Source organism: Paenibacillus sp. An7 (assembly GCF_009870785.1).
Classification (GTDB): Bacteria; Bacillota; Bacilli; order Paenibacillales; family Paenibacillaceae; genus Paenibacillus.
The window spans coordinates 1-15953 of record NZ_WTWX01000027.1 but is presented as its reverse complement, the minus strand read 5'-3'; the positions used below and the strand labels follow the sequence as shown (position 1 = coordinate 15953).

General features: G+C 37.9%; 13 protein-coding genes. 11 read left to right on the top strand and 2 right to left on the bottom strand.

Annotated elements, in window-relative coordinates:
• Window positions 1-14: 14 nt before the first annotated feature.
• Both GQY27_RS19215 and GQY27_RS19210 read right to left on the bottom strand, forming a co-directional pair.
• Complete coding sequence (locus GQY27_RS19215) at window positions 15-1226, bottom strand: hypothetical protein (protein ID WP_160036874.1); 1212 nt, start codon at window positions 1224-1226, stop codon at window positions 15-17.
• Between the two features lie 1028 nt (window positions 1227-2254).
• The gene (locus GQY27_RS19210; protein WP_160036873.1) at window positions 2255-3679 is read right to left on the bottom strand and encodes a hypothetical protein; all 1425 of its coding nucleotides are present in this window, start codon (window positions 3677-3679) and stop codon (window positions 2255-2257) included.
• Window positions 3680-4051: 372 nt separating this feature from the next.
• Here GQY27_RS19210 and GQY27_RS19205 point away from each other — a divergent pair, with 372 nt between their 5' ends.
• The 11 genes from GQY27_RS19205 (at window position 4052) to wecB (ending at window position 15136) form a co-directional block, all read left to right on the top strand.
• Complete coding sequence (locus GQY27_RS19205; RefSeq protein WP_160036872.1) at window positions 4052-4684, top strand: hypothetical protein; 633 nt, start codon at window positions 4052-4054, stop codon at window positions 4682-4684.
• Window positions 4685-4885: 201 nt separating this feature from the next.
• Entirely contained in the window at window positions 4886-5116 is a 231-nt protein-coding gene (locus tag GQY27_RS19200) for a TrbC/VirB2 family protein (RefSeq protein WP_160036871.1), read from the top strand.
• 12 nt (window positions 5117-5128) lie between these two features.
• On the top strand, window positions 5129-6187 hold the full coding sequence (locus tag GQY27_RS19195) for a TraC-like domain-containing protein (protein WP_160036870.1): 1059 nt from the start codon (window positions 5129-5131) through the stop codon (window positions 6185-6187).
• Between the two features lie 17 nt (window positions 6188-6204).
• Window positions 6205-8073: a VirB4 family type IV secretion system protein gene (locus GQY27_RS19190; protein ID WP_160036869.1), complete on the top strand. Its 1869-nt coding sequence runs from the start codon at window positions 6205-6207 to the stop codon at window positions 8071-8073.
• Window positions 8073-9167: a peptidoglycan DD-metalloendopeptidase family protein gene (locus GQY27_RS19185; protein WP_160036868.1), complete on the top strand. Its 1095-nt coding sequence runs from the start codon at window positions 8073-8075 to the stop codon at window positions 9165-9167. Before GQY27_RS19190 ends, GQY27_RS19185 begins: the two co-directional genes overlap by 1 nt.
• A complete protein-coding gene (locus GQY27_RS19180; RefSeq protein ID WP_160036867.1) occupies window positions 9164-9730 on the top strand; it encodes a hypothetical protein in 567 nt (188 codons plus the stop codon). The genes GQY27_RS19185 and GQY27_RS19180 overlap by 4 nt, the downstream gene beginning before the upstream one ends.
• Before the next feature lie 256 nt (window positions 9731-9986).
• Window positions 9987-11012, top strand: a complete 1026-nt coding sequence (locus GQY27_RS19175) for a conjugal transfer protein TrbL family protein (protein ID WP_160036866.1) — start codon at window positions 9987-9989, stop codon at window positions 11010-11012.
• A gap of 16 nt (window positions 11013-11028) precedes the next feature.
• Complete coding sequence (locus GQY27_RS19170; RefSeq protein ID WP_160036865.1) at window positions 11029-11682, top strand: hypothetical protein; 654 nt, start codon at window positions 11029-11031, stop codon at window positions 11680-11682.
• Window positions 11683-11698: 16 nt separating this feature from the next.
• Window positions 11699-13267: a hypothetical protein gene (locus tag GQY27_RS19165; protein ID WP_160036864.1), complete on the top strand. Its 1569-nt coding sequence runs from the start codon at window positions 11699-11701 to the stop codon at window positions 13265-13267.
• 21 nt (window positions 13268-13288) lie between these two features.
• Window positions 13289-13576, top strand: coding sequence for an AbrB/MazE/SpoVT family DNA-binding domain-containing protein (locus GQY27_RS19160; RefSeq protein WP_160036863.1), 288 nt, complete (start codon window positions 13289-13291; stop codon window positions 13574-13576).
• A gap of 432 nt (window positions 13577-14008) precedes the next feature.
• Window positions 14009-15136, top strand: a complete 1128-nt coding sequence (gene wecB, locus GQY27_RS19155; RefSeq protein ID WP_160036887.1) for a non-hydrolyzing UDP-N-acetylglucosamine 2-epimerase — start codon at window positions 14009-14011, stop codon at window positions 15134-15136.
• Window positions 15137-15953 lie beyond the last annotated feature (817 nt).

Below are 15953 nucleotides of genomic sequence, written 5' to 3'. Positions count from 1 at the left end.
TAAGATTTTAAAAACTAGATAGCATAACGTCGGTCTTTTTTATTTTTAGCCGCTATCAGTCTTTCAATCTCTTGTTTTATTTCTAAAATAGGCGCTGGAAGAGATTTAATACGGTAGTAATTCTCTATAAACCACTCAGGATCCTGATGAACTCTACTTAACCAGCAATAGTGAATATGGTTAAGTCTATTGATAATGCTTTCACGCTGCTTGCTAGCTTCTTCCACAATTTCATTGTTCTTTTGTGAAAGTTTACCATCTTCAAATAGATTACTCTCAGCTGCTTTTTTCTTATTGTTGATCCCTTCTAGATCAATGGATAATTGTACTGCATAATTGATTTCAGCCGATTCCATAACTGCTCGAAAGTAAGCACTTATTTCATCCAGTTCATTTTTCTCTTCATTCACGGTGAACTCATTTTCTTCCTTATAAATCATCTTGAAAAAATTATGAGAACGCATTTTGTCTTTTTGAATATTGAAAAGAGCCGTATCAAAAATTTCTGTTGCATACTCATAGCCAAATTTTGCATAGTAATCTTCCATTACTTTAGCTATTTGCCATACTGCTTTACGAGATAGAAAGTCACAGCAAAAACGATGCTTTTTAAGCTGTTTTAAAACCCACAGCTCAGCACCTTCAGAATACACTTCGCCCATATCTAACCATTCCTGATGAACGCTTAGTACTTGAAAGTTATCGTTATAGATTTTCATTTTTAAATATTTGGAAGCTTTCTCTAAAATGCGTAAAGCTTCTTTTCTAGTACGTATATTTAACAGCCCTAAAGGACCATAAAGATCACTAATATAACCCCATCTGAAATTCCCAGGGATATAAACCAACTCTTTACCCACATAATGGAGAACAAGACGCTGCACATTGCGTTCTTCACTTAGAAATTCATCGGAATTGAAGAAGTTGAAATTTTTAGAGTATAAGTCTTCTTTATTAGTAGACTCCTTCTCTTGAATAAAAATAAATTTATTGAAGAATAGTTTGCCATTGTCATCAGAATGAACAATACCTTCACAAACTAATTTTTGGAGAAGAACGTTGATCCGGTATCCGGATGTTTTCATTCTTTTAGCGATTTCTGATTTGGAAAGAGGGATTTCGCCTCCATAAGCACAAACTGTTCCTAGGAGTAGTTTGAGTTTAAAGAGAAGACGAGTATCATTTTGAAGGGTTCTTGCATCAAATAAATCAGGGTGATGTTTCATAAGTAGCCTCTCCTTAATCCAACCCAAAAAGGCATAGAAAAATAAGGGCCTCGGCTTTCTCTTTTATTCAACCCGTGATATAATTGAGTCACAGTTTCATAAAGCAAAACCAAGATCCCGACTTTTCTCTCCAAGTCTTATAAGTGCTGGTCGCCAAACTCGACACTTTTAGACTTTAAAAGGTTGGGTTCTTTTCTTTGGTAGAAATTGTTTCAAAATTCAGCATTGGATTTAGCAAAAATTCGAAATTAATCGCTTTTTGAGACAATGCACTGACGAATATCTTCATATCATTCACTATATTGAAGTTTAATGTATTTTTATAAAGTACTTAATTATGTAAAAGGAAATAATTGGTCGATTTCTTAACCTAGAAGTTATTATATCATTGCAGATTTAGTCGGTAAATAGATGAGAAAAGAGCGGAAATTTGGCTCAAAAAACTTAAATCCCTTGAAGTATATAGAGATTTGATATGTACATAAGTAGCGGAGATTTGGCTGAATTTACAAAGAACCCTTGAGGATCAAGGGTTCTTTGTATTATAAACTTAATTAAATTTTTTTTAGGAAAAAAAGAGCGGAAAATTGGCTGAAAAAATGAGATACACTATTGAAAATAGACTTAAGATCACTAGAGAGTAGCGTGAATAACAAAAAGAGCGGAATTTTGGAAGAGTTTTTTATTTTTATAGTCCTTTCTGGCTCATGTTATAAATGAGAATTCCGTAAAATATTTTAATATATATAGCAAAAAGCATCGAATTGAAGAAAAAAGAGCGGAAAATTGGCTGAGTTTTTAAAAGGAGCGGAGCTTTGGCTGATATTATATAAAAGGAGCGGAGCTTTGGCCTAGTTTTTATAAAAGAGCGGAAAATTGGCTGAATTTTTTTGTCTTTAATCATTAAATTTATGTATTAAGAAATGGGTAAGTATTATGCAGTGTAGAGGATGATAAAAAAGAGCGGAAAATTGGAAGAGAAAAAAGAGAGCCATTACAAGCTAGCTCTCTTTATGAAACGTCTATATTTACTTTAAATTAATTTGTTCGGGAACTTCTTCAATAAAATGAGTTAATTGCTGGTTCCCTAGTAAGTCTTCCACTTCATAGGTTTCCACAGGGAAGAAATTGATGAGAAACGAATCTCGTTTACGTTCATAAGACTCTACGGTTACCTTTTGGGTGACAAAGTCCTGTAAACATTGCTCTATCAGGGCTAGGTTTACATCTTTTCGTTTACTTCGGAATTGAACTTTATGAATGAAGTAAGTGTAATCAAAGGTTGCAGAGTATCCCGTCTGTCTAAAGTAACAAAGGAAACGTTCTTTTTGTAAAGGGAAAATTAGTGTCTGCGAAGCTTTATTTTGAAATGAAGCGAGTCTATCGCTATAAGCTCGTATTACCTGCCCTTTTACATAGTTCTGATGTATTTCTTCATTAATTGTGATCTCTGCAATTTCACCATTACCAAGTGGCTGAATATCCAAGCGATCAAATATACCAAACACTAATGTCCTATTCGGCTCAATGACATTGAAAGTTACGTTAGCCATCTTCATAAGTCGCTCTTTAACAGCATTATAGTTTTTTTTGTTATCGGATCCATAGGTTGCTCTAACTAAGTCGCCAATCGTAACATACACTTTTCGGTTCTCAAAAAACTGTTTATTGTCCCGTAGGGATATTACGGAGCGAAAAATCTCTAAATCTGTATTATCTATAGACCTTAGTATTTTCTCTTCGCTAAGAAGTTCTTGGCTTACTAATGTATGAAGAGAATAATCTTCGCCAGGACGATATTCACTAATGTAATGCAGTTTATTATCAATAAGGACACTCTTATCCGTTAATTTCATCTTGGTTAGACTTGTATTTCCAACCGGGTGATCAGCATATTTTAAAGGCTGGTCGATAATGATTTTATTTAAATTTCCATCAAAGTTCTTTATAAGGACATCAGCAATTGCAATAATCGCATCATACCGAAGTGCTTTCTTTATTTGTGTAGGAGTTTTATCTCTTATGTATTTGTAATCCATAAGCCTTGATTCCTTATCACTACACCATTTAGCAACTTCATCTAATCTTTTCTTGATTAGTTCATCCATGGTTTCTACGTTATGCAGCTTCTTAAATTCAGAGAAACCATACATATCAATTAAAGATTCAAGTAATGCAATCTCTTTTAATATTTCCGTTTTTTTTGATTTTTTTGTCTTCTTAACACTATCTGCTAAAGTTTTGTACCATCTCTTCTTTGTAGCTTGAGCTAATTTATTAGTACTACGCCGTATTTCTTTTGTATTTGCAGGCGTGAATTCTGTCGAGATAATGTCTTTAAGGAACTCTCGTATATTTCCTTCTTTTAATTCGTTATATATCGCTTCACACGGTTCTCCTAATTCAGATACAACTTGATTAAGAAAATAATGAGGCACATGTTGTTGAATCATATTTACACCTCCATATAACCTACAGTTTATCATAAATATAACAAATTAAGATTAGGAAATTATCCCTTACTTCGCATGTTTGTGAGCGTAGAACCGTCCTTTTGGCCACAATTCAGGTGAAATAAAAAAGACTATGCGTTGTAGATCACAGGAGTACTGAGAAATCTTCTGCTAATTAGCAATTTACCGAAAAAGCCTTCTTGGTTTTATTTTTTTATTTACCCATCATTAATAAAGCAATTGATCATGTGTACGTACCTATCGATAATAACAACAATATAATTACAGGACAAACTTGATTGATTACTAATGAACTGGATGATATCTTAGATAAATAAACAATATTTTCCAATTAAATTAAGGGGGGATAATTTGGCTAGTCCCAAACTGAATCTAGCACTGAATAAGGATGCAGGTGTGATCATTTCTTTAGCTGCTAATAAGATGGGAACAAGTAAACGAAATATAATCTCCTTGGCATTAGTTGAGATATTAAAAAATGTGTATGATAAAAGATTCATCGATTCGCTGGCAAGTGACATCACTACGACTGTTTCTACAGCGACCACGATCAGTGAGCAGGTACAAATAAAAATAGAAGATATTGATAGACACGGATATTCAAGGCGTGTGTTCTTTGGGCTACTTATTTCAGACTACTTCCTGAATAACCGCGATAAATTTAGTCTGGAACAAAATGAGCTAGATGAAGGGATGAAGTCCAAAGGTCATATTGAGATTACAATTGATAAAGCAACAAAAGATAAGATTATATCTTACTGTGAGAAAAACGCGATGACAGTGAGCTCTCTTTTTTCCCATTATATATTGAATGAGGAAATAAAAACTTGCGCTTATGTAATAAGCGAAAAGGCTCATTTGAATTTACTTCTGAGTGAAAATGTGAAAAGTGAACTTAAAAACAAGGCAAAAAGCACTAATAGAACCTACCGATTTTATTTGAATTTAGTAGCAGAGCAGATAATCAGTAATATATCGACATAAGGGATCACCTTTTATAAAAGGTGGTCCCTTATTTTTATCCCTAAATTAATCGAAAAAAGTCTAATCAGATTCAAAATAAGGAAGTATTTGGTAATATTGAGCTAGTTTCTCATGGGAGGTTTGACTAATATCGCTGTTAGAAGAAGTCTAGTAAAATTCCTATTAGAAGGGAAATTGCAAATGATAAGGGAGGAATGGTGGATGTTTGAGTCTTTGCAAGGGTTATTCAATACACTGTTTGGTGATATCACTAAGACGTTCATTACGCTTTTTTCTATTGGTATTCTCGTGTGCGGTTTACTTGCAGCGTTCGGTGGAGAAGAGAATCAGCCAAGATTTAAAAAAGGACTGATTACTTGTGTAACTGGGCTGGTTGTCTTCTTATTAGCAAAACAGGTTGTTGCCTATTTCCAAACCAATCTTGGAGGCTAAGGGGCTGATTTTATGATGTTTGATCATCAGTCAGCGGTAGAGCGCAGGGACCGCCTGAGGGAGGAAGGAAAAATTGAACTTCCTCTTAATGTTGATACGAAGAAGTATATTCTCTCCTCAATCAAGTACCGGGATTTACTTATCTCACTGCCGCTTATGGCTATCGGATTTTTGGCCCTCTGGTATCTCACTCAGTTAGGTTACTCGTTTAGTGCACAGCTACTTCTCATTTGTTTGTCACCTTGGGGTACATTTTTACTGATCCTGACGATCCACCATCCAGACCGTAAAAACATAAACTTCTTTACTCACCGGGTGATATGGAGAATTCAGTTCAATAAAAGACAAAAAATATTTGTCTATACGAAAGGTGATCTCATGAGCAGTAAACAAAAAAAGAATGCGGTCAAAGATATACGTGAACAGCTTGGCATAAAAAATATCTACTCCGAGTGCTATGAAACAACTGATAACCGGTTCGTAAAGGTGATTCGTGTTTCAAGTGTGAACTTATCGCTGCTTAATAAAAAGGAAAAAACGAAGATCTTTCAAGCCTATGAGACCTTTTTGAATGATTTACCAAGGAGCATGTTACCTCTTCAGGTCAGCCAAATTGCCCAGCCAATTAACCTTACGAATTACGGCAGTTTTATCGAGGAGAAAACAGCGAAAGAAGAATCTCATGCGAAGACGATCCTTACTAAGAGTTACCTGAATTATATCGATGATATACAGAAGAGTAAAAACATGGTCTCACGAAATAGGTACGTTATATTAGCACGTCCATTTACGAATGCAAACCGAAAGAGAGTGCTTAGTGAACTTGAAAGAGACGTTAAAATTGTAAGCTCTCAAATTGAGAATATGCTTGGTGGACGCTATGAACTGAAAACAAAAATTTTAGACAATGAGGAACTGTTTCATCTCATGTTTGCATGCATCGACTATGAAAATGCTCAGGTCAATTTCAGCTTTAAAACAGCGCTCTTCTCGCCACTTACGGTGGGTGAGCGGACATATGAAGAAATGAGCGGAAGCTGGAAGCAAATGAAAGCGAATCATATCATGTAAAGAAAGGAGAGCAACTCATGGGTATCTTCTCCAAAAAGAAAAAAGAAACGCTCGAGTCTTCTTACATTGGCTTTAGTGAAAATATACTGAATTTGTTGTCACCTGATTCTATCGAAGAGGAAGAGTCTTTTGTGCGCTCTGGAGCTAACTTTACCCGTACTCTGGTAGCGGCCGAGTATAGCGCTATTTTGAACCAGGAGCACATTATGAACCTGAACGACCTAAGCGAGAATATCAGCGTTGTCCAGTTTTTAACGGAATATGATTCAGGGGAAGTAAGAAAGCAGCTATCTGAAAGTATTAGGCAGAACAGACAAAAGGCAGATTCTAAGTATGTAAATGATGCAGGAAAGGCGGAAGCAGAAGCGCAGATTGATAGCGCCCGGATGACACTGAACCAGCTGAGCTATAAGAACGAGCGGATGTATATGTTCCAAATGCTGATTCATATTGTAGCAGCCGATCTAAAGCAGCTGGAGAGATTAACTCAGCTCGTAAAGTCTGTAGTTGGTCCTTTTGCAAAGACAGTAACGCCAATGATGAAGCTAAAAGATGCATTCGATAGCTTTTTACCTATCGGTCACAATAAGGTCTACGACCTAACCTACCGGCCGATGAATGCGGAAGCCGTAAGCTTCTTTTTTCCTTTTCATGAGAACGAAATTTTTGATCAACACGGGATCATTAAGGGGCGTAATATCACTACCGGAAATGTTGTAATCGTAGATGATACGAAGCTCCACAATAAACATGAGTTTTTAATCGGAATGAGCGGAACCGGTAAAACAAGTACGCTCTTTGCTAATATGATGCGCAAATGGATGCTTGGGAGCATCATACGGACGATTGACCCAAAAGGTGAATTTGGAGCTATTTACAAAAGTCTTGGCGGCGAATGGGTGAAGTTCAGTTTTAATGGTGGCAGTATAATTAACCCGTTTGATATACCAGTGATTAGCGCAGAAGCTCAGCAAGAGATGGAAAGGCAAGGATTGTCGGAAGGAAACCCGCTGCTTGCTAAGATCAGCACCTTATTAACGATGTTTAAGCTCATGTATCCAGATATGAATGACTTGCAAGAAGACATCTTATCTAAATACCTGATCGAGCTGTACAAGAAATTTAATATCAACGAGAAAACGGACATCGGTAAGCTCAAGAACACTGATTTTCCCATCATGCGAGATCTATATGATTTCCTTGCAGAGAAAAAAGAAAGCGGCGAAGAAGAGTTCAGCAAAATCACTGATTTCCATACCATTTTGTATGCGTACGCTGAAGGACTTTTCGCAAAAATTCTTAACGGACACACAAACGTGGATATCACGAACCCGCTTTGTGATTTTGATATTTTAGAGCTACAACACAAACCTAAACTGCAGCGTGTCGTTTACTTTTTGCTTTTGTCACATATTCAGTATGAGGTCGTTAACGGCGATAAGTCAGAGTCACAGCTATATATCGATGAAGCCCACATTATTGCCGATCCGAAGGTACCGCTTGCTATGGAATATCTGTACACAGCGATGAAAATGCTGCGCTCTTTTAACTGCGGTATTACCCCTGCTAGTCAGTCTATTAAAGACTTTTTATCGGCTAAAGATGAGCAGCGTAACTACGGGGAAGCCGTTATCAACCAAGCAACGCAGCGGTTTTATCTGCCTATGGCTGATACGGAAGTGGATTTCTTGGAGCGGGAAATGAATATGCAGTTTAGCGAAGAAGAAAAGACCGCTATTACAGTCGTTGAAGGACGAAAAGAAGAAGAAGCAGGAAAGGGTCTATACTTTGTAGGTTCTAAAAAAATCAGACTGCAAGTTGTGCTCACTGATGTTGAGAAGCAGTTATGGTTTGAGCGAAAGCCGCTGAGCGAAGTGATCGGGTAATGAAGGAGCTGCTGAAAGAAGCGCTGATTTATAAGGCTAGGTACTATATCGCAGTATTTTTTCTTTTAGCCGGGATAGTAGCCATAATAGCTGCGATTATGAATGCTATTGTAGATGACAATAGCGGTGGATCAGGCCCTGGAGGATCTGGACCGCTGCTCTGTACCCCTGGGGAACTTAACATGGAATATATCAATAATAAATTTGCCGATCTTGGGGTATTTACGGGGAAACAAAATGTATTTATTGAATCTGCTACAACTAGCGGCATTGATCCGGTACTGCTCATGTCCATCGCTATGCATGAAACCACGTACGGAAAATCTCCTGCCGTAGTAAATAAGAACAACCCTGGCGGCCTCATGAGAGCGGACGGAAGAGGTCTTATGACCTTTGCAAGCTTGGATGAAGGTATACAGTTTATGGCGGCAAATTTACAGCGTCTATATATATCACAAGGACTCGTAACAATAGAGCAAATCGGAAACAAATATGCCCCAGTCGGTGCAAAGAACGACCCTAATAACCTCAATACACACTGGATACCTACTGTGACCCGTATCGTAAACTCATTTGGGGGGTTATCGGCAAACTGCGATCAGATAGCATCCGGAGACTACGCCTACCCTACTGCTCCTCCTTTAATCGTGACCTCATCCTATGGCATGCGGACACATCCCGTAACGGGGAAGCCCTCTACTATGCATCAAGGGACAGACCTTGCGTGTAGTATCGGGGATCCGATCTATGCTGTAGATAGCGGCACGATTGCAGTAGCCGTGAAATCAGGCGGCGGCAACTATGGGCATCACATCATCATAAACCACGGGAACCGCTTTACCTTATACGGGCATTTAACCGCTGTATCTGTCCGGCTTAATCAAAATGTAATTAAGGGTGAGCAGATAGGAACATGTGGGAAAACGGGACGAGTGACCGGCCCCCATCTGCACTTTGAAATTCAAACAGGCGATATATACGGTACAAGAGAAGATCCATGGCCTTTCCTCCAAAACATCGGAAGCCGTAAGGAAGAGTCTGATCTGCACAGTGAAGCTGATGAATCTACGGGCAGAGAGGATGAATACAAATGAAAAACGGTTTTATTAAGCTCCTCTTAGGTATAAGCCTTGCAGTATCACTTGGTTGGGGATTGAAACTATTTACAGAGCTGAATAGAGCACGGCAAACGATCGCAGCATTTCAAGATATGGAAACGCTAAATCAGCGCTCTGAAGACTTTGTACGTGCATATGCAAAGGGTAAACACCAGGAATTTTTAACAGCAGCTGCAGCCGAGCTTTTTGCAAGGCAAGATAACCGGGAAAAGGATTATGAAGATACACACATGTCTGAAGATGCGGGACTCTCAGATGTTGAAGTAAAACAGCTATTTACAAAAAAGGTAAAGGATCGTGATGATCAGGCAGAGTCTTATGCTACTGTACGCATGCAGTATGAAATGGGCGGCTCCACTAGCCCGGCAGATGATTATATTCAGACATTCTTTATTCACTCCGTATGGATGAAAGAGGATGGAATATGGAAAGCAGATGATGTAGTTATTTCACTTCAAGGCGATACCCGCGATGATGAACTGAGAAGACAAGCAAAAGAAGCTTTGGAAAATGCGACGAAGGCGAGGGGAGCAGAATGAAGCTGTCTCCTGGCCATAAGGCAAAGTTGCTAAAATTCTCTCAGAAGACACTTATTGTCCTGGATAAGCTTTTCGTGCTTTTAGTCAAAATATATGAGAAGCCGGTCGAAAAAGCGAAGCGAGACTTTTATTTAGAATATAAGACGGACATGACAGAAGATGAACTTAGAGAACTAAGATATCAAATCACATTAAGGTGGAGTGTTGCTGTTTTTGTTGTCCTTTTCCTAATTTTCTTTATTTGGAGGTCAGGACGGTGAAAACGAAATGGTTAGTAAGTTTCGTACTACTATTAACTTTAACCTCGTTATTATTTTCATCAATTTGCTTCGCAGATGAAGGAGACTATTACGAACTGCACGAATCGTTTTTTGAAAACGCTCCTGAAAGTTATAAAGATTTTATAAAGAAATATGATCCGGTTGAACGTACAGTAAGCTGCGGACGGTTTGATGTTTCTTGTCACGTATATAAGATAGCTTTAGATTCGGGGATTTCCGCTATGGACTTTATCAAGGATCTGATGAAAAAGACAATTATCTCTCCAACAGATGTAATTGGTAACCCATCCTATGAAGCATATAAAGACGGAATCTTTGCTCTATCCAAGATCGTACTTGCGATATTCATTGCCTTTAATGCCGCAAAAATTGTGAGTTTACGGATGGCTGACGCGGAGGACAGCGCAGCGGTATGGAACGAAAAGATAGTATCTCTTGTTGTCAGTGCGTTCTTTTTGTTTGTGTATGATTCAATTATTGAATGGATCTTACATGCACAGGAGCTATTGATGAAAGAAATAATTAATACGATAAGTAGTGACAACATGATTATCAATATGATCAGCAATATTTTAATGGGCCCAGGTTTATTTTCAATAGTCGTCATTTTAATTATTGGCGTTCTGCTAATCGTTTTAATGTTACAGCTATTTTATCGCACGGCCTTTGTGGCTGTTTTATACATCGCCGGCCCCATCGCAATTGCAACTAAAATAAATGATACTTACAACTTTTTTGACTTCTGGCTTAAAAACTTCATCATTGCGTTTATCACATTAGCTTTGCAGCTGATATCAATAGCAGTCGGCCTAAATCAATTCCTTATACCACCTGAATATTTTGGGGATACGTATCATTTGTTCCTAGGCTCAGCATTCTTTATTCTTTCAATGACACTTCCAGGACTGTTAGGACAATGGGGATTCAGCACTGGATCAGCTCGATCTGTGTCTTCAGGTGCAAAGACTGCAGTTAAAATGATGGTTATGAAACGCAGATAAAAGGAGGGTTTAATGGATGAAAAAACTTATCTTATTGGCAGCTGCATTGATGATTGTTTTGTCTGGATGCGGTAAAGAAGAAAACACACCATCTACAGTTCCACCAGGTGCCGAAAAACAGGTTCAGAAACCGGTTAAACAGATAGAAGAACCTGAAAGAGAAGCGGTATTTAAGAATGAGGACATTGATCAAGCGAAGAAAATGGCACAACAATACGTTGCTGCGCTTACTGAATTCCATGGAAGAACAGCTCGTACAACCGCAGATTTTGATAAATTACAAACGGAAATGTCTGAAAAAATCAAGGCTACTATTTCTGTCCATCGTCAATCTCGTATTGCTCAAGTAAGCGGATCACAGAGAAATGATAAAGATGTTTTAGAACTTAGCGCTTCAAGGTTTAAGTTATTTATTGAAGAAGCAGAGGAAATTTACTATGAAAATATAAACGTTAGTGAATTAATAATTCCCATGTCTTATGTATTTCCAGGTAAAGATACGAACGATCCTAAGTTGTATAAGATACATTTTGTGAAAACTAATGAGGGCCAAGTACAAATTTTAAAAGATGGTTTTTTTATAGGAGGACCAGACCTTGAAAAGAAGGATCAGGAGGAAGTTGACCCTTACAACGCAGAGAAACTTAAAAATGATCTTAAAATACAGTGAAAGGAGTGAGAGTTAAATGCAGTCAACCATTAATAAATATGGTGAAATTGAAGTCATTGGTAACGAAGTTCACTACAGTATACCGCTGACGTACACGGACTTTGATAGCCTTGATGAACTGGAAATGGTATATAAACAAAAAGGGACGTCCCTGGCTGTTTACAGCCACTACCTGTTTGCACATGATATAACGCTTGTAACTAACAGGCTTGTGTTTACTTATTATCTAGAGAATATGAAATCATTTTATTATTTGCGTCAATTATATTTTGAAGACCAAGTTTATTATTTCCGTTCTTTCATTGAGCTGGCTAAAAACAATCATAATACAGCAATTCTGTGGGATAAAAATAACCTTTTTGTAGATCTAACAGATAGTAAAGTAAAGGCTTTAGTCTTTGAATTTAGTGGTCATAGTCTTTACAATATTCCTCCAACGCTTGATGGACTCAAAGAGGTAATCTTGTTATCTTTAACCACGCTTTTCCGGGTTTTAGGTAAGCCGCGGCTGACCGACTTTATTGACCAAAGGGATATGGTCATTCGGTTTGCTGAACAGGTTCTTAGAGCCGATTCAGTTCAGGAAATCGAGCGTGTTTTGGAAGAGACCATTGTAAATATAGAACGCCAGGAAGAGATCCGCCTTGAATATGAAGAGAGCTTAAAGCAAATGAAGTTCTTTGAAAGACGTAGAGAGATTAGAAAAGCTAAAGCTGCCGGCAAATTAACAGCTGCAACTATATCTGATTTTGTTGAGAAGCCAAACCGTGGTCTACGAACTAAAGAAAATTCAAATCCAAAGAAGCAGGCCAATCATGAAGAAAAACAAGGTTTCTTCAATTCAAAATATTTTTTCTTAGGATCCGCCGGAGTAGCTGCTGTTCTACTTACAGTGAACATACTCTCCCCTACCGATCCAAATGTAAATGCTTCAGCGTTGTACAATTCTCAAGTTGAGAAAGAAGAAAAATCGATTCTAAGCTCAGATGAGGTTGCTGATGTTTACCGTAAAGTAATAAACGGTGAAAATGCAGCTGCTATAACCATACTTGAGACAGCGGGTTTTGAACACTTAGCTGATACAGAAAGGAAGCAATTAGTTCAGTTATACGAAAAAGAAGGACAGTATTATAAGATTTTGCAGTTGGACCCAAGTCAGGCCGATATTGATATGGTTGTAAAGAAAATGATAGAGAAAAAAGAGATAAAGCAACTAAAGGAGCTACAGTCACGATTCCCAGCATATGCCCCGATTAACTATGAGGTTGCCTATATGACAGCTAAATACGATACGGTAATTAGTCTAGCAAGTGATATCGATTTAACAGATAGTGAACTTGCAGAAAGAAGAAAATATCAGCTGTTAGTTTCCTATCTTTGGTCAGGACTCCTTGAAGAAGCTCGAGAATTAGCCGGGGATGACTCAAAAATGATAAAAAAAGTGAGTCAATTTGAATCAAGCAGCCAAAAAATTAAAGATTTGAATAACTCTTTAGATACTGCTCAAGACAAGGGTGATGAAAAAGAGGTGAAGGAGCTGAAGCAGAAAATCAACCAGATTAAAACTAACATAAATAGAATCTGACTAAGGGCAGGGGTTGATCATTTGCAAAAAAAGTATATTCGGAGTCTTGATGATATAGGGAGAATAGTACTTCCTAAGCAGATTCGTAATGAATTCCACTTGGGAGAAAAACAAATGCTTGAAGTGTACAGTGATGGTGAGAGAATTATACTAGAGAAGTATGATAACCTTGAACCTTGTATAGTAACGGGGGAATCCACTAAATCAAATCATACGTTTGCTTTTGGTCACGGTACAGTAACACTTAGTCCATCGGGTTTCAAGCAATTACTTGAAGAACTTAGTCATTATAAATATGAAGAAGACTAAAGTGGAGCCGGTCCTACGGGGCGGGTTCTTTTATTTTACAATAAATCACACGTACGTACACGTATACGTATACGTGTACTAGATTGATAGATCGAACATGACCACACAAGCGATTTCACAGCTGTTCAGACAAAATACAAAGTATTGATCAATATTTAGGGGATAAAATAGTATCCTAAAAGGAGACTCCTTTAATCACCAGACTATCGGATGGTTGGCAGATTAGAGAAAGCTTGCTGTAGTTAGAGGTCTTGTTTAAGTGAATATATAGGAGAGAAGGGCGGGTGATTTCAACCAGAACCCTTTTTTTAAAAATATTTGCTATATTTTAAATTTATGGTTGTTGGATTAGTGTAGAATTAATGTATAGATCATTAGTGTTCTATACATTGATGAGAAGTAGCTCTGAGGAGGAGAATTCCAGTGAAAGTAATGACTATTTTTGGCACTAGACCTGAAGGAATTAAGATGGCACCAGTAGTAAAGGAACTAATGAGCAGAGAAGATGTTGAGTGTATCTTTTTAAACACCGCTCAACACCGGGAAATGTTGGACCAAGTATTAGAATTGTTTGAAATTAAACCTGACTTTGATTTGAATCTGATGAAGGACCGTCAGACGCTGATTGAACTCACTTCAAAAATGCTGGTTGAAATTACAAAAGTTTTAGAAGAAACGAATCCTGATTTGGTTCTTGTACATGGTGATACAGCTACTACCTTCGCGGGAGCATTTGCAGCGTTCCAAAGACAAATCCCTGTAGGGCATGTAGAGGCTGGACTACGTACCGAGGATATTTATTCCCCCTTCCCTGAAGAAGCCAATAGACAGCTGGTGGGTCGGATTACGACACACCACTTCGCTGCAACAGAAACCAATCGTGAAGCTTTGCTTAGGGAAAATATCAGGCCTGAAAATATCTATGTTGTAGGAAATTCAGTTATCGATGCTCTTCTACAAGTTACAAGTAAAGAATTCGCTTTTGAGGAGCCGCTAAAATCTATTATGGAATCAGGGAAACGTACTATTCTGATGACTACACATCGTAGAGAGAATCTCGCTCAGCTTAAAGGAGTATATAGCGCAATTAATCGCATTCTCGTAGAACATGAGGATGTGCAAATTGTTTTCCCAGTACATAAGAACCCTGTCGTTCGTGATGAGATTGCTAAACATTTGAATTTAAATGGACGCACTCACTTAGTTGAACCACTGGATTATGAGGTGTTTGCTCACCTTATGAAGGAAGCCTATTTAATTCTCACGGATTCCGGTGGTATTCAGGAGGAGGCTCCCGCGCTTGGTAAGCCTGTTTTGGTGGCTCGGAATAATACAGAACGTCCAGAAGGTGTAGAAGCCGGTACGCTTAAACTGTGTGGCACAGATGAGTCGGTAGTATACAAAGAGCTCAAAGAACTTCTCACTAATCCTGCCGCTTATGAAAAAATGAGTGGTGCAAAAAATCCGTATGGTGATGGGACGACGAGTGAAAAGATAGCAGATATTATCATGAAAAAAATAAAGGAAGAGAAAATCGCTAGAGAAACTGTTTATTCTTAAGATGTTCATCGTAGAACAAAGCTATATTATAAATGCCCAAGTGCTTCATATGTTTCATTTTTTTGATTTGAGAAATGTAGGTAGGAGAGTTTGTGGTAACAGCTACCGCCATTTTCTCTGCTCGGTACTTCAGTGCGAATAACATTTTTTCGAAAAAGCAAACACGCTCATTCGGCGGTTTGCTTTTTGGTTTTAACTGATGTCAAACATTTAAAAGGTATATCGTCAAATCATTACTAGTCAATTCGTATGGTTAAAATAGTATCTGAGGACGCTATAGGGGAAGGATATAAGCTCCCAATAGTTAACTGTCCTCTAGGTAGTTTAGGGGAAGTGATAGCAGCTCTAAGCAAAATTGTTGAAAACAGAATCAACGAGGAGGATTCTACTGATGTCCTTGAAATAAATTACACGTACGTACACGTATACGTATACGTGTACGTACGTGTAATTAGAGATGAACTAAATTAGATCATTATCATACGGATAGTCCCATGAGCTGAGTTTGTTCATGGACGATACGATTATGAATGTTTGCAGAGTAAACGATCGAGCAGTTCAAAGGGTCATATCGCGACGTCATTGCTTAGTAAATTCATAACAATATAGCAAGGTTCATATAGCAACTGTGGTCGCTATAGAAGTTATAAGGATTACCACTAGTTAACTGATCTCTAGGTAATCAAGAGAAGTGATAGCTGCACTAAAATATTGATGAGAGCGGAACCAACAAGAGAATTCTACTCATCTCCTTAAAATGAGTTACACGTACGTACACGTATACGTACGTGTAACAGAAGATGAACTGAATTAGATC

What these genes read in the sequence shown, in the direction of transcription:
- GQY27_RS19215 (WP_160036874.1), bottom strand. Translation starts at nt 1,226, where the DNA reads ATGAAACATCACCCTGATTTATTTGATGCAAGAACCCTTCAAAATGAT.
- GQY27_RS19210 (WP_160036873.1), bottom strand. Translation starts at nt 3,679, where the DNA reads ATGATTCAACAACATGTGCCTCATTATTTTCTTAATCAAGTTGTATCT.
- GQY27_RS19200 (WP_160036871.1), top strand. Translation starts at nt 4,886, where the DNA reads ATGTTTGAGTCTTTGCAAGGGTTATTCAATACACTGTTTGGTGATATC.
- GQY27_RS19195 (WP_160036870.1), top strand. Translation starts at nt 5,129, where the DNA reads ATGATGTTTGATCATCAGTCAGCGGTAGAGCGCAGGGACCGCCTGAGG.
- GQY27_RS19190 (WP_160036869.1), top strand. Translation starts at nt 6,205, where the DNA reads ATGGGTATCTTCTCCAAAAAGAAAAAAGAAACGCTCGAGTCTTCTTAC.
- GQY27_RS19185 (WP_160036868.1), top strand. Translation starts at nt 8,073, where the DNA reads ATGAAGGAGCTGCTGAAAGAAGCGCTGATTTATAAGGCTAGGTACTAT.
- GQY27_RS19180 (WP_160036867.1), top strand. Translation starts at nt 9,164, where the DNA reads ATGAAAAACGGTTTTATTAAGCTCCTCTTAGGTATAAGCCTTGCAGTA.
- GQY27_RS19170 (WP_160036865.1), top strand. Translation starts at nt 11,029, where the DNA reads ATGAAAAAACTTATCTTATTGGCAGCTGCATTGATGATTGTTTTGTCT.
- GQY27_RS19165 (WP_160036864.1), top strand. Translation starts at nt 11,699, where the DNA reads ATGCAGTCAACCATTAATAAATATGGTGAAATTGAAGTCATTGGTAAC.
- wecB (WP_160036887.1), top strand. Translation starts at nt 14,009, where the DNA reads ATGACTATTTTTGGCACTAGACCTGAAGGAATTAAGATGGCACCAGTA.